The following is an 18,533-nucleotide window of genomic DNA, read 5'->3' on the forward strand; positions in this document are numbered from 1 at the left end:
TCGGCTACCTCGGCCGCGGCTGCGGCGGCAGCGGCGCGGCGCCCGGCAGCGGTGCGGGCGTGGAGCGTCCGTTGTTCGGCGGCGGCACCGGAGCCTGGCCGTTGATCAGGATGTCGCCCTTGGCCGAACCGGTGATCGGCGCGAAGCCTTCCTGGTCGGCTCCCTTGCCGATCATGCAGTCCAGCTTGCGACTGCCCGCCATCCAGCTGCGAGCGTCGATGTAGTCGAAGAACAACGTCAGCGTCTTGTTCCGGATGACGTCCGGTCCGCCCAGGTAGTCCGTCGAGGTGCGGGTGCACTCCTCCTCGACGAACTTGTCCTGCTCCTCCTTCGGCGGCGGGCCACCGGTGAAGTGGGCGCCGAGATCGACGGTGGAGACGATCTCCACGGCGTGCGGTTGCGCGCAGTCCACCGGATCGGTGGGCAGATTCTGGTTGATGCCGAGGCAAACGCCGGGCTCGTACACCCTGGACTGGTCGTGCTCGGTGGCGCTGCCGACCGAGGGCGGCGTGCCGACGCTGGCCGCGACCTGCAGCCCGCAGCGCAGGGTGCGGTCACCGTGCTGCCAGCCGTCCGGGCTGGGATACATCAGCCCGACAATGTATTTACCCCGCGGATCGAAGCGACCGGACATGTATTTCTGCACCGCGGGCACGCAATGCTCTTCTTTGAGCTCGGTGAGCCGCAGCGAGTCCGGGAACCGCGAGCCGGGGCCGAACTCCTTGCCGGGATACCTGCTCATGTCGATGTCGGCGGCGACCTCGAACATGTGCTTGCTCGAGCAGTTCACCTTGACCAGGTCGGATCGGTCGGGTTTGGTCCAGCTCAGGCAGTCGCCCGTGGCCGCGGTGCCGAACTCCTTGTCCAGCACGGGATGCAGCGGTGAGCCGGGATTGTGCGCCTCGAGGCCCTTCTCGTTGTCGAAGCCGGTCACGAACAGCGTCACCAGGGCCGCGACCACGGCGCCGACGGCGACCGCGAGCAGACCCCAGCGCAAGGTATGCGCCGACAGATGCACGTCGCGCAGGTTGCTCTCGGCGAGCGCGGCCTTGGCCGAGTCGAGCGAGCGCCGTACCGCGTCGGCGCGCGAGGACGCGCCGCGCCGTGGCGCTCGCCGGGATCGGGACACAGGTTCGAAGGACATCGCGGTCCATCATGGCAGTGTCCGCCCCGTGGTGCCACGACCTGGCCCGATCGGCGCGGCAGCCTGTCGCGGGAGGCTCAGCCGCGCAGCGCCGACAGGAAGACGCCGGGCAGCCTGGCGGGGTTGGCGTCCGCGTAGAACTCGGTCAGCCTGCGCCCGGTGGTCGCGGCGGTGGCGTTGTCGACGAACCACGGCGGTTTCGGCGACAGGGCGAGTTCACCGCCGAGCAGCGAGCGCGGCGCGGGCCGGAACGGACCGCGCACCACGGTGCGCTCGACGTCGTCGAGCAGCAAGGCGTTGTGCACGACGCCGATTCCGCTCTGCACGTCGTCCAGGGTGTGGCCGGGGAAGGCGCCCCAGGCGGCGCGCGGTGCGAGGAAGGCGAGCCCGGTCCAGGCGTTCACCGCGATCGCGCCGTAGCGCAACCGCTCGATCGCGCGGTCGAAGGCGATGCCGAGCCTGCGGATGGTCGTCGGTGGTGCGATCACGTTCGCGCCGAGCGTTCCGGTCAGCTCTGCGTTCGCGAAGTCCACCGCGCGCTGCAAGAACTCACCGCCCGCGTAAGGCAGCTCGACTACCCCGAGGACCGGGGAGAAGTACTCGGTGCGCAGCAGCGGGGTGCCGGTGCGCGGCAGCTGGTCGACCAGCACGCGGCCCGCGCCGAGGCGCTCGGCCTCCGGATACGATGCCAGCGCGTCGGCGACGCGCGCATCGCTGCCCGGGTAATACGCCGTTCGCTGCGGCGCCCGCTCCATGGCTAGGCGCAGCTCGTCCAGGAATTCGTCCTTGCGGTCCCAGTTCGCGCTGAGCACCACCGCCTGCGACGCCACGCAGTTGTAGCCGCCGTTGTGCAGCCGCTGGGTGGCCACGTGCGCGGCCTGATAGCGCAGGTCGGCGTCGGACCAGGCGCCGGGCACCACGATGGTCGGCGACACGCCGCCCAGTTCGCTGGTGATCGGTTTGTCCAGCAGCGGCCGGTTGTCCTTCTTCCGCTGCGCGGCCTCGGGGCCGGCGCCCCACACGATCGCGTCGTGGGTGTTCGCGCTGCCGGTCATGTGCACATGCGCGACGTCGGGATGGTGCACCAGGTAACCGCCCTGCTCCGCGCCGCCGGTGAGAATCCGCAGCACGCCGAGTTCGAGCAGCGGCTCGAACACCATCTCGAACACCGTGAACAGCGGGTCGGTGATCGGATTGAGCTTCAGCGCGACCACCCGGTTGTGCGCGTACAGCTCGTAGAGCGCGTCCAGCGGCGGGATCGAGGTGATATTGCCCGCGCCGAGCACCGCACCGATGCCGCCGGTCACGGTCGGGTCCAGCTGCGCCAGTCCCGCGTGCCTGCGGGCGGTGTCGGCGTCGACGCCGGGCCGCAGCCAGACCTCGCCGCTGAACCCGTTGAGCAGTAGCCGGTCGTAGCGGCCGTGCGGAAGGATCGGCACCGCTACCCGGCCGCCCGGCGCCTCCTTCAGCGCGAGACCGGTCAGCGGGCTGTGTCCGGCCTCCAGCGCGGCCAGAGTCGCCGACAGCGCGGCCGTGGCCTGCAACAGGGTGAGCGGTCCGGACATCCATTCCTCGCCGACCAGCGGTGAATCCTCGTCGAGGCCCTTGATGACGCACGCGGCCCGCACCCAGTCCTCGGCGAACCGGCCGGTCCGTGCGTGGATCTCGTCGAGGAGTTCGCGGCGGCGGCGCAGCGAGGTCGCGGCCCAGACCTTCTCACCCGCGGTGAGGTCGGCCAGCGCGTTGTCGATGGCGGTCTCGTCGAATGGGGTGCCCACAAGCCCACTATGCGCGCGATCCCGCGCCGATGGACCGCATCCTGGGATATCGGCGTGAAACGGCAATCCGCCGACCACTAGGCTGGTGGCCCATGATCGACCTCCGATTCCTGCGGGACAATCCCGACGCGGTCCGCGCCTCGCAGCGCGCTCGCGGCGAAGACCCCGCCCTCGTCGACGCGCTGCTCGAGGCGGACGCGGCGCGGCGTGCCGCGGTGGCCACCGCGGACAACCTGCGCGCCGAGCACAAGGCGATGGGCAAGCTGATCGGAAAGGCGAGCAAAGAGGAGCGCTCCGCGCTGCTCGCGCAGGCGGGCGAGATGTCGGTGAAGGTCAAGGAGGCCGAGGCGGCGCAGCACGCCGCCGACGCCGATCTGGACGCCGCGCACCGTGCCATCTCGAACGTGGTGCAGGAGGGCGCTCCCGCGGGCGGCGAGGACGATTACGTCGTGCTGCGAACCATCGGCACGCCACGGGAGTTCGACTTCGAGCCGAAGGACCACCTGGAGCTGGGCGAGTCGCTGGGCCTGATCGACACCGAGCGCGGCGCGAAGGTATCGGGCGCCCGCTTCTACTTCCTCACCGGTTACGGTGCGCTGCTGCAACTGGGTCTGCTGCAATTGGCCGCGCAGCGGGCGGTGGCCAACGGCTTCACCATGATGATCCCACCGGTGCTGGTGCGTCCGGAGATCATGGCTGGCACCGGATTCCTCGGGCAGCACTCGGCCGAGGTCTACCATCTCGCCGACGACGATCTCTATCTCGTCGGCACGTCGGAGGTGCCGCTGGCGGGCTACCACTCCGACGAGATCCTCGACCTGAGCGGGGGTCCCAAGCGGTATGTCGGCTGGTCGTCGTGTTTCCGCAGGGAGGCGGGCAGCTACGGCAAGGACACGCGCGGCATCATCCGGGTGCACCAGTTCGACAAGGTGGAGATGTTCGTCTTCACCACGCCCGACCAGGCCGACGCCGAACATCAGCGGCTGCTCGGCTGGGAGCAGGAGATGCTCGCGGCCATCGAGGTGCCCTACCGCGTGATCGACGTCGCGGCGGGTGATCTGGGCAGCTCGGCCGCGCGCAAGTTCGACTGCGAGGCGTGGGTGCCCACCCAGCAGACCTATCGGGAGCTGACCTCGACCTCGAACTGCACCACGTACCAGGCGCGCCGGCTCGCCGTGCGCTACCGCGACGAGAACGGAAAGCCGCAGATCGCCGCCACGTTGAACGGCACGCTGGCCACCACCCGCTGGATCGTTGCGATACTGGAGAACCATCAGCAAGCCGACGGGTCGGTCCTGGTTCCGGCGGCGCTGGTTCCGTTCGTCGGCACCGAGGTGCTCCGGCCGCCGAACTGACGACGAGCGGATGACGGACAGGTGAATAGCTACCGGTTCGCCGTGCCGGATTCCCGGGATGTGGCAACCGGCGGGATTCCTTATGTCTAGGCTATTCGTCGTGCGAGGAATCGGGTCTCGCGGCGATACCCGGACTCGGGTGCGGGCCGCATCTGCGCTGGCGACAGCTATGGTCATGGCTCGGACCACCGGGGCGTTCTACGTCATGGGCGGGGTTCTCGGCCTGCTCATCACTGCGATCGCCCCTGGTGAGGAGGGTAATCGGCCTCTGGTCGGCGGGGCGGCGGCGGTAGCGCTGGTGCTCGGTCTGACGCTGCTCGCGTGGGGGCCGCGACTGCCGCATTCGATCCACCACGTCTATGTCGCGATCGCCACGGTGCTGGTGACCATCGCGGTGCACTCGTTCCCGAACACGGTCGGCGCGATCAGCCTCGCCTCGTTCTACGTGTTCGTCGCGTGCGACGCCGCACTGTTCTTCGCCTGGCCCCAGGCGGCGGCGCACATCGCGTTCGCCTTGGCGCTGTGCCTATGGGTGCTGCCCGCCCGTCCGGTGACGCCGGGGCTGCCGTGGTGGTCGGGCTTGATCCCGGCGGGTGTGACCTTCGGCGTCGGCGTCGTCGTCGGCATCCTGACCAGGATGGCGTCCGAGGCCGACATCGATGTGCTCACCGGCCTGCTCAACCGGCGCGGCTTCGATCGCGCGCTCAACACCGCGATCGAGCAGGCGACTCGGTCCGGGCAGGGGCTGGCCCTGGTGCTGGTCGATCTGGACCGCTTCCGGAAGATCAACGACCATCTTGGTCACCGTGCGGGTGACGCCGTCCTGCAGCGGGTGGCCGACACCTGGTCGAAACTGCTCGCGCCTGATCAGCGTCTGGCCCGCTACGGCGGAGACGCGTTCGCGTTGTTGCTGCCGAACACCACCGAGCAGGCCGCGATCCTGCTCACCGAACAGCTGCGCGCCGCGGTGACCACCGGCTGTTCGGCGGGCGTGACCTCCTGGCAGCCGGGGGAATCGGGATCGCTGCTGGTCAGCCGCGCCGACGTCGGCCTGTACCGGGCCAAGCAGGCCGGGCGCAACCGGACGGTGCTGGAGTCCTCGCGGCAGCTGCCGCTGGCGGTGGAGCTGCGCGAGGCGATCGATCGCGGCGCTCTCGACGTGCACTACCAGCCGATCGTCAGCCTGACCGAGGGCGGCGGCAAGGCCGTCGGCGTGGAGGCTCTGCTGCGCTGGTCGTCCAGCGCGCAACCGGAGGTCACCACCGAGGGCCTGATCCGGGTCGCCGAGGAATACGACCTCATCTCCGACCTGGACGAGCTGGTGCTGCGCCGGGCCTGCGCGGACGCCGCACGGCTGCAGGAGACCTTCGCCCAGCTCGACTTGACCCTGAACGTGAACGTCAGCGGACTCGAACTGGCCGAGGCCGGTTATGCCGATCGGGTGGCGGGCATTCTCGCCAGTACCGGGTGGCCCGCCGATCAGCTCGTGCTCGAGGTGACCGAGAGCGAGTTGGCCGCCGAATCACAGACTGCGATCGCGAATCTGCACACTCTGCGCGAGCGGGGTGTGCGCATCGCCATCGACGATTTCGGCACCGGGTACTCCTCGCTCAGCAGGCTGGCCACCCTGCCGAGCGACATTCTGAAGGTCGACCAGTCTTTCGTCGCCGCGATCCGCTCGGACTCGCCCGCGCCGCCGCTGCTCGGCGTGATCGCCGCCCTGTCCAGCGCGTTGGATCTCCAGGTGATCGCCGAGGGCGTGGAGACCGAGTACCAGGCCGCGGTGCTCACCGAACTGGGCTTCGCGCTCGCACAGGGCTACCACTACAGCGACTCGCATCCGGTGTCGGAACTGATCAGCGACCTCAACGAGAACCAGGGCCGGGTCGGTATCGGCGCCACGGACCGGGAATTGGGCGATGGGGACTCGGTCCACGCCAACGGCTGGGTGCCGCTGCACTGACCCTCAGGATCTCCTGTTGCCCCTCACGCTCCCCGCTGATTCCCGGGAGCCGTTCCGCCTGATGCCGTGGCGCCGCTGACCGTTGAGGCTGCCGGGCTGATCCAGTCGCCGCACTGATTCCCGCGACGCCCTCATGGTTAATTCCCTTGACGCCGCAGAGCGACCGTGAGCATGCTGACGGCATGCGTTTGCTTATCTACGCCTATTGATTCGCAGAATCTCTGCGCGCCCGCTCGACGGGTAGCGCGCACGATCTCAGCCTGCGCTCGCTGACCGTTCGAGCCGTGCTCTTCAAGAGCATCGGTGAACTGATTCCGCTCTACGCGCTGTATGCGCTGCTGTTCGCCGACCACGGGATGAGCACGGGGCAGATCTCGCTGCTGTTCGCGATCTGGTCGGCGACGTCGTTCCTGCTCGAGGTGCCCTCCGGCGCCTGGGCCGACACCGTCTCGCGGCGCGGTCTGCTCGTGTTGAGCGGTGTGCTGCTGACCGCAGGCTTCGCACTGTGGACCGTGGTGCCCTCCTTCCCGGGCTTCGCCGCCGGATTCGTGCTGTGGGGTACGTCGGGCGCTCTGGCCTCCGGCACGTTCGAGGCGTTGCTCTACGACGACGTGGCGGCCCGCGGCGAATCCACGGCCTACCCGCGCATCCTCGGCTACACCCGCGCGGGCGCGGAAGCGGCTGTCGTCGTCGCCATCGTCGCGGCGACTCCGCTCTACCTCTACGGCGGTTACGCATTGGTCGGCTGGTCCAGCGTGGCGGTCGCCGCATTGCACACGGTCATCGCGCTGTCGCTGCCCACCGCGCCGAAGGCGGTCTCCGCGGTGGACGTCGACGATCTGGAAGACGTCCGCTCCGAGTCCTCGGCGGGAGGCCGTGGCTCGCAATCTGATGTCACCCATACTCCGGTGCCGCGTACCGGCCCAGGTAACCCAGCCCTTCCAGCCGATGCGGTGTCGCTTGCCGATGGCGGCCCAGCGGATCGTCCCGTCGACTCCGATGTCATGGCGGGCGCGGGTTCTGGTGCGCGGGCAGCGGTCCGGGATGCCAGCAGCGGAACCGTCGCGGGTGGCTTCGGCACGAGTGCAGCGGGCGATTGCGCTGCACCGGACGTCGTTGTGAGCGGTTGCGCGTCGAACCCTGATCTAGGTGCGCCGGGAGATGCCGCTCGCGACGGCGAGACGGCAGTCACCGGCGGTGGCACGCCGGGTACGGACGGCCGCGTCGCCAGCTCGGACATGCCGGTCGGCCGCCCGGTTTCGGGTGTCGGCGAGCGACATGCGCTGCTGGAACGGCCGCGGCCGTTCGAGCGGTACCTGCGCATGCTGAAAGCCGGTGTGGCCGAAGCGATTCGTGTGCGGACAGTCCGCTATGCCGTGCTGCTGGAAGCGTTGCTGTTCGGCATCACGGCTTTCGACGAATACTTCGCTCTGCTCGCGCAGCAGGCGGGTGTCTCCACCGTCGTGGTGCCGCTGCTGGTCGGCCTCACCGTGCTCGGTTCACTGGTCGGTTCCGTGTTGGGCGGGCGGACCGAAGGGATGTCGGGCCGGACGATGGGAATCGTGATGGGTATCGCCGGTGTGCTCTTCCTCGGGGGCGCGCTGGTCGCGGGGCTCGCGGCCCGGCGGCCCGATGTGATGTATCCGCTGACGGTTCTCGGATTCACCGCGATCGGCATCTCCTACGGCATCGTGCACAACGCGGTGGTGGTCGCGGGCGCCCGCCTCCAAGACGCCATCGAGGGCCCGGCGCGAGCCACGGTGACCTCCGTCTCCGGCCTGCTGAGCGAGGTGGTCGCGCTCGCGGTCTTCGGCTTCGCCGCCGTAGTGACCATCCGGTACTCCATGTCCACCCTCCTGGCCTCCCTCGGCATCGCCATGCTCGCCATAGCCACCCTCGCCTCCCGCTGGCTTCCTCGTCGTCGGTGAGTGGCACATCATGGAGACCCGCTCTCGCGTTTTGCCGCACTGAGGTGCCACTCGCGTTGGCCGGGCATGGTGGCCGGTGGGGTGGCGGTAGCGTGCGGGTTGTGACTGTGCAGGTGAGGGTGGGGCTGGTCTTCGGGTTCGGGATCGGTGCTGGTGTCGCGGTGCAGGGACGGATCAATGGTGCGCTCGGTGCGCGCCTGCACGATGGGATTTTGGCTGCCGCCATCAGTTTCGGCGCTGGGCTGCTCGTGCTGGCGGTGGCCTTCGCGGTCAGCGGGCGGTTGCGCGACGGCGTGCGGCTGGTGCGGCGGGCGTTGACAGACGGTGCGTTGCGTCCGTGGCAGCTGCTCGGCGGCCTGTGCGGCGCGTTCTTCGTCGCCTGCCAGGGGCTCACCGTCGCGGCCATCGGGGTCACCGCGTTCACCGTGGCCGTCGTCGCGGGACAACTGCTCAGCAGCCTGATCGTCGACCGTCTCGGTCTGGGCCCCAGCGGCAGCACGCCGGTGACCACGGTGCGGCTGGCCGGTGCGGTACTCGGCGTGGTCGCGGTGCTGGTCGCCGGATTCGGTCACGGCCGCGCCGCAACCGGTGGTCTCTCCGTGCCGGAAACGCTGCGAGATGCGCCGACCGCTCTGCTGATCGTGCTTCCCGCGCTGGCCGGGATCGGTCTGGCCTGGCAGCAGGCGGTGAACGGCAAGGTCGGAGCCGTCGGCGGTCCCATGTCGGCGGCCCTGGTCAATTTCTGCGTCGGTCTGTTCGCGCTGCTCGTACTCGCGGCCGCGGTACTCGCCACCTCCGGTGGTCCGGCCGAATTCCCTACCGAGCCATGGCTGTATCTCGGCGGATTCATCGGCGTGGCGTTCATCGCGCTGGCCGCCCTGACCGTCCGCTGGATCGGTGTGCTGCTGCTCGGCCTCACCTCGGTCGCAGGGCAGCTGCTCTTCGCCCTGGTCCTCGACCTGTTCACCCCGACAACCGCGGGCCTGTCGATGACCGCGACCGTCGGTTGCGTGCTGACTCTCGTCGCGGTCGGCGTCGCCACTCGATCTCGGTCCTGAAAAGCCCGGTCGAGTCATTCATGTCCGAAGCGCATGAATGTGGCATGGTGCGCTCATGCTGATCGAATACGGGGTGTGGGTTTCGCGGCTCGCTCTGTGTGCCGTGTTCGGGCTGTCGGCGTCGGGCAAGCTGGCGGATCGGAGTGCGACCCGGCAGGCGATAGGGGACTTCGGTGTGCCGCCGTCGAGGCACACCCGCGAGATCAGCTAGTAGTTCGGTCGGCAACGCCTCCGGCCGACGTGGAAAACGTCGGCCGGAGATCGGGCTCAGCTCAGCTTGCGCGACCGCAGTTCGTGGCCCTTGGACGTCTTGCAGCGGCCCGACTCCAGATCCCACTGCCAGCCGTGCAGGTTGCACGTCAGTGTGTTGCCGTCCACCACGCCGAACTTCGACAGGTCCGCCTTCAGGTGGGGGCAGCGCCGCTGGACTTCCCAGCCGCCGAGTTCGGTGGAGGCGGAATCGTCGTGCGCCTCGGCGAACCAGCCGTCGGCATAGGCGATCCGCTCGTCGGTGAGGCATTTGAAGAAGGTGTAGAGGAATTCGTTGTAGCCGCCGATGCGCCAGGCTTGGAAGCGGGTGGACAGGAAGATGGTGTTCACCCAGTCCGGCTCCTGGTCGCGCAGCACCGTGCGCACCAGTTCCGGCGCGATGCGGAAGCCGTAGCGGTAGCGGCCCTCGCCCTCGATGGGGCCGCGCACCGTGCGCTTGGGGAAGTCCAGCACCACGGTTTCCTCGCCGATCACCAGACCGACCGGGTAACCGATGCCGTCGCAGATCAGGTCGCTCTGCGCCATGATCGGCTCGAACAGCTTCTGCAGCGGTTCCAGCAGCGAGCCCTCGCCGGTGGCCCAGGTCGCCTTCTCGGCTTCCAGCACGGGCGCGAGGCGCTGCGCCATCCGCTCGATGTACTCGGCCTTGTTGTCGTAGATCTCGGCGGGGTCGCTCGGATGGGTCAGCGTCAGCTCGGCGCCGCGCACGTCGGCGACCGAACCCGGGATCATCAGGATCCCGCCCGTGTTGCCGTGGATCTCCATCTGCTCCAGGAACACCTTCTGGTCCGGGAAGATGTTGCCTTCGTCGCCGCGGTCGTCATTGAGGTAGCGCAGCTCGTCGTCCAGGAACACCGGCGGACCCGCCGAAGGCACCACCCAGGTCGCGCCGACCTGTTCGATGTAGCTGCGAGCCCGGTCCATGCCGCGCTGACGTTTCTGCTTGCCGAAATTCGACTTGGTGCGGGCCGGGATGTCGTAGACCATCGGGTACCAGATCGCGCCCGAGTATTGCAGCAGGTGGATATCGACGTGACCGAACGCGTCGTGCAGCACGTCCATGTCGACCGGGCGGGCGTCGTTCATGTTGAAGCAGGTGGTCTCGCCGTCGGAGACGACCAGCCCGGAGTCGCCGATCGGGCCGTCGGCGGGCGCGCGCAGCGCGATGATCATGATGTCCAGGTCGCCACCCGGGCCGGTCACCGTGTGCTTGACCGAGTCCTCGGTTTCGAAGAACTTGTGGAAGCCCAGGTGCTCCAACTCCCGCCGCAGGTCCGGCACCGGGTAGTCCGGCAGCAGCACGGTCGCGTCCTTGTCGACGTGCTGGGCCAGTGTCTTCGCGTCGAAGTGGTCGCGGTGTAGATGCGAGACGTACAGGAAGTCGCATGCGCCCAGCTGGTCCCAATCCAGCTGGGTGTTGTCGGGGAACGGGAACCACGAACCGAAGTACGCGGGGTTCACCCAGGGGTCGCAAAGGATCGACCCGGCCGCGGTGCGGATGTGGAATCCGGCGTGTCCGACGCTGGTGATCTGCACTAGCTGCTCCTCCTGCTGTTACCAGCCAACCAGGGTAGTAGTTACGGCGAGACGTCGCCGATGCAGTAGCCGTCCGGCCCCGAGCGCAGGGTGAAGGTGCGGGTCTGCGTCACACCCGCGGAGTTGGTCACCGGGACGAGCACCGTGACGTAGTCGGCGTTCAGTTGCTCCGAGCGGATCTGCTGGTCGGCGAACTCGGTGGTCCCGGTCAGCATGCCCTGGTTGTCGGCCAGCGGGGCGGGGATCGGGCGTCCGGTTGAGGTGGGATCCCAGGTGGCTGGGGCCGCCTTGCAGACCAGCGGGTAGGTGCCCTCCTTGTCGGCCGGGTCCAGGGGAGACCCGACGAAGCGGGACAGGTAGCGGCGCACGGTGTGCCTGGCGTCGGCGTCGTTGTAGGTGATCTCCGCGCCCGCGGCGGCGACGCGCGGACAGGCGTAACCGGTCTCGATCTCGGCGCGGTCGACGGCGACCGTGGTGGTCCTGCTCTGCCAGACGACGGTGTCCTTGGTCGCCGTGCCCGGCTGGGCGAGGGCGGCCAGGATGGACTGCTGGTCGTCGTACATGTCGGCCACGTTCTTCGGCGCGATGGTCCAGCATTTTTCCTGCATCTCGGCGATGCTGTGCGATCGCAGATCGGCAGCCCAGCGCTGCACCGCGCTGGTCGCGGCGGGCAGTCCCTCGACCGCGCCGACCGGGGGAGCGCCGGCGGGTACCGGCGGCAGCGACGGGGTGCTCGGCGGCGCTGACGCCGGGACGGCGGCGGGTGGCGTCGTGCGCGGGGCAGCCTGTGGGGCGCTCTCGTCCGGGATGCCGACGACGGAATCGCAGCCGGTCAGCAGAACTGCTGCCAGCAGGGCGAAACCGACTCCGCCGACCCGGCGCCGGGGCGCGGATGACCGGCCCAGGTTCGTTGATGCCCGAATCCGATCGCGTGCTGAGCTGTTGTCGTATCCACGCGGTACCCGTCGGGCGCGTTCCACTTCGACGATCCTCTTCTCTAAGGGCGTGCGGTTGGGGCTGCTCAGGCGTCCTCGCTCCGGCGCTCACGGCTGGCGGCGCACTGCCGGAGGGGACGGTCAGCGACTACGCTAGCGGACTTGTGGAACCCGTCTATCGGACGATCATCGGGCTGGCCCGTGCCGTCTTCTTCATCGAAGGTCTGAAGTTCACCGTCAAGGGCGATGAACATATCCCCGCTCGCGGTGGCGCCGTGCTGGCGGTGAACCACACCGGCTACATGGACTTCACCTACGCGGGTCTGCCGGTGCGCACCCCGAAGCGCTACATCCGGTTCATGGCCAAGAAGGAGGTCTTCGACGACAAGATCTCCGGTCCGATCATGCGGGCGCTCAAGCACATTCCGGTGGACCGTTCGGCGGGCGCCGATTCGTACCAGGCCGCGGTGGAATATCTGCGCCGCGGCGAGCTGGTCGGCGTGTATCCCGAGGCGACCATCAGCCGCAGCTTCGAGATCAAGGAATTCAAATCCGGCGCGGCGCGCATGGCCATCGAGGCGGAGGTGCCGATCATCCCGATCGTCATCTGGGGTGCGCAGCGGGTGTGGACCAAGGGCTTCCCGAAGCGGCTCGGCCGCACCAACACGCCCATCTCGATCGCGGTCGGCGAACCGATCCAGCCGTTCGAGCCCGCCGCCGAACTCACCGCGAAGCTGCGCTCGACCATGCAGGAGATGCTGCTCGACCTGCAGAAGGACTACGTGCACGAGCCCGGCGCCTACTGGGTGCCCGCCCGGCTCGGCGGCAGCGCTCCTACCCTGGAAGAGGCGGACGCGATGGACGCCGCCGAGGCGAAGGAGAAGGCCGCTCGCAAGAACGCGGCGGAGCAGTAGCGGGAGTTGTGATGGCGCGGGAACCGGTGTACGACATTCTCACCGGCCTGGCCCGCACCATTTTCCTGGCGCAGGGCCTGCGCATCGACATCGAAGGCCAAGAGCGCATTCCCCGTTCCGGTGGCGGGGTCCTCGCCGTCAACCACACGGCCTATCTGGACTTCATGGAAGTCGGGCTGGTCGGGCGCAAGTCCGGCCGCAACGTCCGATTCATGATGAAGGCCGAACTCGAACACGGCATCATCGGCTTCCTCATGAAGCACTGCAAGGCGATCGGCGTCGATCGCACCGCGGGCGCGGAGTCGTACGCCCGCGCGGTGACGGCACTGCGCGACGGCGAACTGGTCGTGGTCTACCCCGAGGCGACGATCAGCCGCAGCTTCGAGCTGAAGGAATTCAAATCCGGCGCGGCCCGGATGTCCATCGAAGCCGACGTGCCGATCATTCCCCTGATCATCTGGGGCGCACACCGCATTTGGACCAAGGACATCCCGAAACAGCTGGGCCGCCACAACTTCCCGATCAACATCCGCATCGGCGCCCCGATCCCACCCGCCGAACCGGCGGACGCACTTACCGCCACGATGCGTGCCCGCATGAGCGAATTGCTGGAGGAAGCCCAGCGGAACTACCCGATGCCGCAGGGAGCGCGCTGGGTCCCCGCGCGCCTCGGCGGCTCCGCACCGACTCTCGCCGAGGCCGCTGTCCTGGAAAAGGAGGAAATGGCAAGGCGCAGAGCCAAGGCCGCCGGTCGTACTCCAGGCCAGGCCTAGCTGTCCTGGTCAGTTCGGCAACTTTTCGGATACGACATCTCGGCAGATCATGAGTGCGCGCCGACGGCATATGAGCCATCATGAGGATGGTCGAATCATCGGCGCGTGGGACGGAGCAGTGAAGTGGAGCAGGCCACGGTATATCGCTGGAACATCCGTAACGGCACCGGAGTGCTGACCCGCCCGGCCGGTCCGCCCGCATGGTTCCACCTGTCCAGCGTCGTAGAGGGGGATGTGCTCGTCCTGCAGGAGGGGGACCAGGTCGACGCTGAAATCGAAGATGTACCACAGGGGGAATTCGAATGCAGGGCAGTATCCGTGCGCAGGCACGTCGAATAGCCACTGTCGTTGCAGTACTCACGGCGATCATCGCGGCCATGCTCGCTTTGGTCCCCAACGTCACAGCAGAACTCGCCGGGGTCTATCACTACCATCCGAACGACACTCGCTATCGCTACGACGGGATACACGGCAGCTTCACAGGCGACGTGATCTACGCCAGCCAAAATCCGAACGGCGGAAATAGGCTGCTCTGGTCGCTGAAACTTTCGCCGTCCGTGCAGGCACTCGTGCAAGGCCCAATGACATGCGGCGCCATCGTCGAAGGCAAGCGTGGATACAGCGATTACCACGCTAGCGTCCCCGCGGACTACTGGTGGCACTCTGCTGTCACGGATCTCCAACTCGACACAACCTATCGGCTTCGCGCGCGGTGCGAGTTCACCGCCACAAACGGCCACACCATCGCCCCTGGCAACGTCCAATACAGTGTCGAGTTCACCTTGCATTCGACATAGAGAGCGATACGCGCAACACCGCAGTTGGGGCCGCGACACCCCTTCCGATCGACGGATCTCAGCCCATTTCGGCAGCGGGTGCTGCCCTGCAACAGGGGTTCGGCAATCCGTTCATCCTAGATACGGCTGCTTTCGATTTTCGGTGTGATGCCGCAAGCGGAGCCGGACGGTGTCGTGTACTGGTTCGTCTCGGAGCTGGTCCGGATGGAGGAAACGGACGTCGGTGGACTCGTCGCTGACCAGTAGTTGACCGCCGATCACCTGGGCGTAGTAGGTCACGTTGAATTCCTGCCGTACCTCGCCGTCGGAGTAGGCGATGACGTGTTCTGGATCGGTGTAAATGCCGAGTAGACCAGTAATTTCGATGTCGAGACCGGTTTCTTCCTTGGTCTCGCGGATCACGCACTGTTCGAGCGTTTCGCCGATTTCCATGGTGCCGCCTGGGAGGGACCAATTACCCGAATCGGCTCGGCGCTGCATGAGAATCGCACCATTATCGTCGACGACCAGGGCAGAGCCACCCGGCACGAGGCTATTGGCCTTCGGAGCGTTGGGGTCGCGGTAGTAGTCGCGTCGATTGCTCATTCTCCGCCCTTGGCTGAGTATGGGGTACCTGACTCCCAGATTTGTTCGAACTGGTCAGCGTACGAAGAGAAGATCCCGTGCGGCGACAGCCGACGTAGATGCAGCGCAGGGTGCTGATAGCCACGGGCCCGGACGAGGTATGGGGTGACGATCATCTGGTTGTCGAATCGAAATATCGAGTTGTATAGATGTGTGGTGTGCAGCCTGATAGCGCAGCCGCCGACCTCTGACAGAGGTCCGAGCATATTAAGAGCGTTGTTGATCCGACCTGGCAGCGTTCCGGCCATCTGCTCCAGGCTGTCACGTTCAGCGACGTGAGCACAGTCCGGATCTGCAAAGGCCAATCGAATTTCAGCCCCGTTCCGGCACTTGCCGACGATACGGTCGGCAGCGTCGGGCAATAGCTCGAGGATGAACGGGTACGCGTACCCGACGATGTCGATCCGCTCGGTGGCACTGAGCAGTAGAGACACCCACATCTCACGCGGAACATCGGCCCGATGTGCGTATGCGCCGATCACTTCGGCGGTGGCTGGCGCTCCGCTGCTGAGGTCCGGTCGTGTCTGCGGCCATAGACTCGCTTCGGACTCGCCCAATATGGTTGCGACCGCAAGGCGCGTGCGCCTGTGCGGCACTCGCCCGGCCAGCCAACGATTGACCGTCTTCACATCGACAGCAACGGCCGTTGCCAGTGCTGCCGCATCGAGCTGGGCTCGCAGCATCGCCGACCGCAGGCGCTGACTCATACCGCCACGGTAGCGGACACTTCTGAGACGTTTTCAGGCATTTGAAATGTCCCGCGAAGTGTCCTCGCCATAGTTCCGGCGTCCCGCCGCCGTTCGTAGCGTCGGAGTCATCGGCTTTCTATGTGAGCGAGGGGTTACGAATGGAAGCTTGTGGGGATACGCCGCGGTCGCGGTGCCTGTTCTATCGGCGGGAGTGCGATCTGCCCGCAGTGGTCGACCCGCCCGAGAGTGGTCGGGTCGTAGTGCGCGCCGGGTATGTGTGGGCGATGACGATGCCAACTCGGCTGGGGCAGGCGGTGAAGGCGCACATGCAGAGTCGAGGTCCGCTGGGGCCTGTTGTGGGACATCCGCGTTCGGGCCGATGGACGTTTCTGATCAGGCCGGATCTGCCTGATGATGTGCGGCTGTTCGCCGAGTTGTTCCGGCTGGACGTGTCGGTTGCGCGGGCCGGGGCGACCATCGCGCTGCCGTCGCCCACGGCGTCGGTCGGCGCGATTCGGTGCTGGATAGTGGCTCCACGCAGCAACTTTCGACCATCGGGGCAAGTTGTCGTCGAAGCGATTCGGGCGTGGGCGGACCAGGTTCCGCCCGATCACCGGGCTCACGGGTGATGCGGTATGCCGGATACCGAAATCTCCACGCTGGAATCGAGTGTGTGGTGAGTGGGGACGAGTCCCCGAATCCGTCGGAGCCGGATGTCCGCCTGAGTGTGTTCTGGCACGGACTTCGGCTGGAGTTCGCGGCGTGCTTCACCGCGGCGATGACGTTCGCGCAGGAGTGGCGGCGTGCTCATTACCCGGACGCGGTGGAGATCTTGCCCGATGGGGCTGAGGGTCTGCCTCGGCTTCCTTGCGAACGGTTGTATTCGGAGCCTGTCGACCTTCCGGAGAACCGAGACCCTTGCCGGTGAGGAAATGGGCCTTCGGTTCTCAGGAGCGAACAGGGCCGCCGCAGGGGGTAGCGGCCGGTACATCTCCGCGGAGGAATGACGTGGGTGGAACGCCCATCAGGCTCCGGAAGTCGGCTGTCATGTGGGATTGGTCGTAGTAGCCGGTGGTGGCGGCGATGTCGGCCCACGGGGTGTCCCTGGCCTGGGACAGGACTTTGCGGACTCGGTCGATGCGGGCGAATTGCTTGGGAGACACGCCGATTCCGGTGGTGAACAGGTTGCGGAGTTGGCGTTCGCTCACCGAGAGCCGCGCGGCGAGCTCGGAAACCGGGACGGGGTCGCCTTCGGCGATGGCGGCCACCGCCGTGGCGAGTAGACGGCGGTGGGCGCGCTGGGCCGGATCTTCGGCGGCACGACGTGGCAGTTCGTCTTCGAGATACGGAACAACTTCGTCGGGCGCGAGTTCGACCAGTTCCGTGGCGAGGTGGGCGGCTGGGCCGGGCAAATCCTCCAACCGCACGATCCGATCGGTGAGGTCTGCTGCCGAGACGCCGAGCAGCGAGCGGATGGCACCAGGAGCCAGACGCAGGCGCACGCAGCCCGCTGGTTTGTTCGCCCGCGAGTAGATCGCCTTGGTCTGCGGCCCGACCACCAGCGCGTCTCGCGGACCGTCGTGCTCCGCGCGCAGCACGATGGTGGTCGCCGTCTGCGGAACGTGCGCGAACGGCTCGGACAGGTCCACCACGGTCGGGATCCGACCGAGTTCGGCCAGCCACGGACGCAGCGACTCCGGCGCGGGCTCGGACGATTCGACCAGATCGGCCGTCACGACGGGCGGCGGGCGCAGCACGGTGGTCACCGCATCCACTGTAGGCAGTCCGCGCCCCGGCGGGTGTGCCGAAATTTCCTAGAAGACCTGCGCTGACGCACGGCACGGTGATCCTCATGATCGTGATCACCGGTGCCACGGGCACCATCGGGAGTGAAATAGTCCGTCAGCTCGCCGACCGGGACGTGCCGGTTCGCGCCGTCACCAGGGATCCTGGTCGCGCCCAAGTCCCGGCAGGCGTAGAGGTAGTTCGCGGCGACTACACCGACCTAGCGTCCATGCGGGCGGCGATGGACGGCGCGGACGCCGCGTTCATCGTCGGCGTGCTCGGCCCCGAATATGTGGACGCCGACCGCGCGCTGATCGCCACGGCGCGCGAGGCAGGGGTCGGCCGCATCGTCAAGCTTTCCGCCATCGGTACCGGCGAGGCCGGGCTCGGGCGCGTCGGCACCTGGCATTTGCCCGGTGAGCAGGCCGCGCGCGAGAGCGGCGTGGACTGGACCATCCTGCGCCCCAGTTCCTTTGCCTCCAACACGTTGAGCTGGGCCGAGGCCATTCGTTCCGGGAAGCCCGTGACCAACCTGACCGGCGGCGGCGCACAGGGCGTCATCGACCCCCGCGACGTCTCCGCGGTCGCCGTCGAAGCGCTGGTGTCCGCCGAGCACGCGGGCAAGATCTACACCCTTACCGGCCCCGAGTTGCGCACTACCCACGACCTGGCCGCCACCTTGGCTGATGTCGTCGGACATCCCGTCGAGGTCGTCGACATCGCGGAATCCGAAGCGCGGGAGTACATGCTCGCGTCCGGCATGTCCGCTGAATTCGCCGACGGGGCACTGGCAGGCCAGGCATACGTTCGTGCGGGACACAACGCGATCGTCACCGATGACGTGCGGCGCATCCTCGGTCGCGCCCGCACCTACGCCGAATGGGCCGCCGATCATGCGAGCGCGTTCCTGGCGGACGCGAGCGTGGCGACCCACTGACGCAGATGTGATTGAGGTCACATAGAATTGCCGAACTCTGCGCGCTG

The 18,533-nt window shown here is 67.5% G+C and carries 17 protein-coding genes; 10 read left to right on the forward strand and 7 right to left on the reverse strand.

Annotation, left to right across the window (positions count from 1 at the left end):
• Positions 1–4 precede the first annotated feature (4 nt).
• Both ON34_RS00260 and ON34_RS00265 read right to left on the reverse strand, forming a co-directional pair.
• A complete protein-coding gene (locus ON34_RS00260) occupies positions 5–1,144 on the reverse strand; it encodes a septum formation family protein (RefSeq protein WP_040772642.1) in 1,140 nt (379 codons plus the stop codon).
• Between the two features lie 77 nt (positions 1,145–1,221).
• Positions 1,222–2,922 carry an aldehyde dehydrogenase family protein gene (locus ON34_RS00265; protein ID WP_040772644.1) on the reverse strand — a complete coding sequence of 567 codons (1,701 nt, stop codon included), beginning with the start codon at positions 2,920–2,922 and terminating at the stop codon, positions 1,222–1,224.
• Positions 2,923–3,014: 92 nt separating this feature from the next.
• Here ON34_RS00265 and serS point away from each other — a divergent pair, with 92 nt between their 5' ends.
• The 5 genes from serS (at position 3,015) to ON34_RS35700 (ending at position 9,437) form a co-directional block, all read left to right on the forward strand.
• Positions 3,015–4,277 (forward strand): serine--tRNA ligase, encoded by a 1,263-nt coding sequence (gene serS / locus ON34_RS00270; RefSeq protein WP_040772646.1) that lies wholly within the window; start codon positions 3,015–3,017, stop codon positions 4,275–4,277.
• A gap of 169 nt (positions 4,278–4,446) precedes the next feature.
• A complete protein-coding gene (locus tag ON34_RS00275; RefSeq protein ID WP_040772648.1) occupies positions 4,447–6,240 on the forward strand; it encodes a putative bifunctional diguanylate cyclase/phosphodiesterase in 1,794 nt (597 codons plus the stop codon).
• 284 nt (positions 6,241–6,524) lie between these two features.
• On the forward strand, positions 6,525–8,168 hold the full coding sequence (locus ON34_RS38265; protein WP_040772650.1) for an MFS transporter: 1,644 nt from the start codon (positions 6,525–6,527) through the stop codon (positions 8,166–8,168).
• 101 nt (positions 8,169–8,269) lie between these two features.
• Positions 8,270–9,226: a DMT family transporter gene (locus tag ON34_RS00285; protein WP_245547817.1), complete on the forward strand. Its 957-nt coding sequence runs from the start codon at positions 8,270–8,272 to the stop codon at positions 9,224–9,226.
• Positions 9,227–9,281: 55 nt separating this feature from the next.
• Complete coding sequence (locus tag ON34_RS35700) at positions 9,282–9,437, forward strand: hypothetical protein (protein WP_157172128.1); 156 nt, start codon at positions 9,282–9,284, stop codon at positions 9,435–9,437.
• 56 nt (positions 9,438–9,493) lie between these two features.
• On the opposite strand, the gene ON34_RS00290 is transcribed toward ON34_RS35700, so the two are convergent.
• The gene (locus tag ON34_RS00290; protein WP_040772654.1) at positions 9,494–11,032 is read right to left on the reverse strand and encodes a Rieske 2Fe-2S domain-containing protein; all 1,539 of its coding nucleotides are present in this window, start codon (positions 11,030–11,032) and stop codon (positions 9,494–9,496) included.
• A gap of 41 nt (positions 11,033–11,073) precedes the next feature.
• Positions 11,074–12,012, reverse strand: coding sequence for a hypothetical protein (locus ON34_RS00295; RefSeq protein WP_051021979.1), 939 nt, complete (start codon positions 12,010–12,012; stop codon positions 11,074–11,076).
• 119 nt (positions 12,013–12,131) lie between these two features.
• Here ON34_RS00295 and ON34_RS00300 point away from each other — a divergent pair, with 119 nt between their 5' ends.
• The 4 genes from ON34_RS00300 (at position 12,132) to ON34_RS00315 (ending at position 14,451) form a co-directional block, all read left to right on the forward strand.
• Entirely contained in the window at positions 12,132–12,881 is a 750-nt protein-coding gene (locus ON34_RS00300) for a lysophospholipid acyltransferase family protein (RefSeq protein ID WP_040772656.1), read from the forward strand.
• 11 nt (positions 12,882–12,892) lie between these two features.
• Positions 12,893–13,654 carry a lysophospholipid acyltransferase family protein gene (locus ON34_RS00305; RefSeq protein WP_040772658.1) on the forward strand — a complete coding sequence of 254 codons (762 nt, stop codon included), beginning with the start codon at positions 12,893–12,895 and terminating at the stop codon, positions 13,652–13,654.
• Positions 13,655–13,759: 105 nt separating this feature from the next.
• Positions 13,760–13,993, forward strand: a complete 234-nt coding sequence (locus ON34_RS00310; RefSeq protein ID WP_157172129.1) for a hypothetical protein — start codon at positions 13,760–13,762, stop codon at positions 13,991–13,993.
• Positions 13,957–14,451, forward strand: coding sequence for a hypothetical protein (locus ON34_RS00315; RefSeq protein ID WP_157172130.1), 495 nt, complete (start codon positions 13,957–13,959; stop codon positions 14,449–14,451). The genes ON34_RS00310 and ON34_RS00315 overlap by 37 nt, the downstream gene beginning before the upstream one ends.
• Positions 14,452–14,562: 111 nt before the next feature.
• On the opposite strand, the gene ON34_RS00320 is transcribed toward ON34_RS00315, so the two are convergent.
• The 3 genes from ON34_RS00320 to ON34_RS00340 all read right to left on the reverse strand — a co-directional run bounded on the left by ON34_RS00320 (position 14,563) and on the right by ON34_RS00340 (position 17,530).
• Complete coding sequence (locus ON34_RS00320) at positions 14,563–15,036, reverse strand: NUDIX domain-containing protein (protein ID WP_040772663.1); 474 nt, start codon at positions 15,034–15,036, stop codon at positions 14,563–14,565.
• A complete protein-coding gene (locus ON34_RS00325) occupies positions 15,033–15,782 on the reverse strand; it encodes a DUF5919 domain-containing protein (protein WP_040772665.1) in 750 nt (249 codons plus the stop codon). Before ON34_RS00325 ends, ON34_RS00320 begins: the two co-directional genes overlap by 4 nt.
• Before the next feature lie 929 nt (positions 15,783–16,711).
• Complete coding sequence (locus tag ON34_RS00340; RefSeq protein ID WP_218003841.1) at positions 16,712–17,530, reverse strand: AraC family transcriptional regulator; 819 nt, start codon at positions 17,528–17,530, stop codon at positions 16,712–16,714.
• Positions 17,531–17,616: 86 nt separating this feature from the next.
• Here ON34_RS00340 and ON34_RS00345 point away from each other — a divergent pair, with 86 nt between their 5' ends.
• Positions 17,617–18,486 carry an NAD(P)H-binding protein gene (locus tag ON34_RS00345; RefSeq protein WP_040772893.1) on the forward strand — a complete coding sequence of 290 codons (870 nt, stop codon included), beginning with the start codon at positions 17,617–17,619 and terminating at the stop codon, positions 18,484–18,486.
• Positions 18,487–18,533 lie beyond the last annotated feature (47 nt).

Source organism: Nocardia pneumoniae NBRC 100136 (genome assembly GCF_000308755.1).
Lineage (GTDB): Bacteria > Actinomycetota > Actinomycetes > Mycobacteriales > Mycobacteriaceae > Nocardia > Nocardia pneumoniae.

What these genes read in the sequence shown, in the direction of transcription:
- serS (WP_040772646.1), top strand. Translation starts at nt 3,015, where the DNA reads ATGATCGACCTCCGATTCCTGCGGGACAATCCCGACGCGGTCCGCGCC.
- ON34_RS35700 (WP_157172128.1), top strand. Translation starts at nt 9,282, where the DNA reads ATGCTGATCGAATACGGGGTGTGGGTTTCGCGGCTCGCTCTGTGTGCC.
- ON34_RS00275 (WP_040772648.1), top strand. Translation starts at nt 4,447, where the DNA reads ATGGTCATGGCTCGGACCACCGGGGCGTTCTACGTCATGGGCGGGGTT.
- ON34_RS00345 (WP_040772893.1), top strand. Translation starts at nt 17,617, where the DNA reads ATGATCGTGATCACCGGTGCCACGGGCACCATCGGGAGTGAAATAGTC.
- ON34_RS00320 (WP_040772663.1), bottom strand. Translation starts at nt 15,036, where the DNA reads ATGAGCAATCGACGCGACTACTACCGCGACCCCAACGCTCCGAAGGCC.
- ON34_RS00260 (WP_040772642.1), bottom strand. Translation starts at nt 1,144, where the DNA reads ATGTCCTTCGAACCTGTGTCCCGATCCCGGCGAGCGCCACGGCGCGGC.
- ON34_RS00305 (WP_040772658.1), top strand. Translation starts at nt 12,893, where the DNA reads ATGGCGCGGGAACCGGTGTACGACATTCTCACCGGCCTGGCCCGCACC.
- ON34_RS00315 (WP_157172130.1), top strand. Translation starts at nt 13,957, where the DNA reads ATGCAGGGCAGTATCCGTGCGCAGGCACGTCGAATAGCCACTGTCGTT.
- ON34_RS00325 (WP_040772665.1), bottom strand. Translation starts at nt 15,782, where the DNA reads ATGAGTCAGCGCCTGCGGTCGGCGATGCTGCGAGCCCAGCTCGATGCG.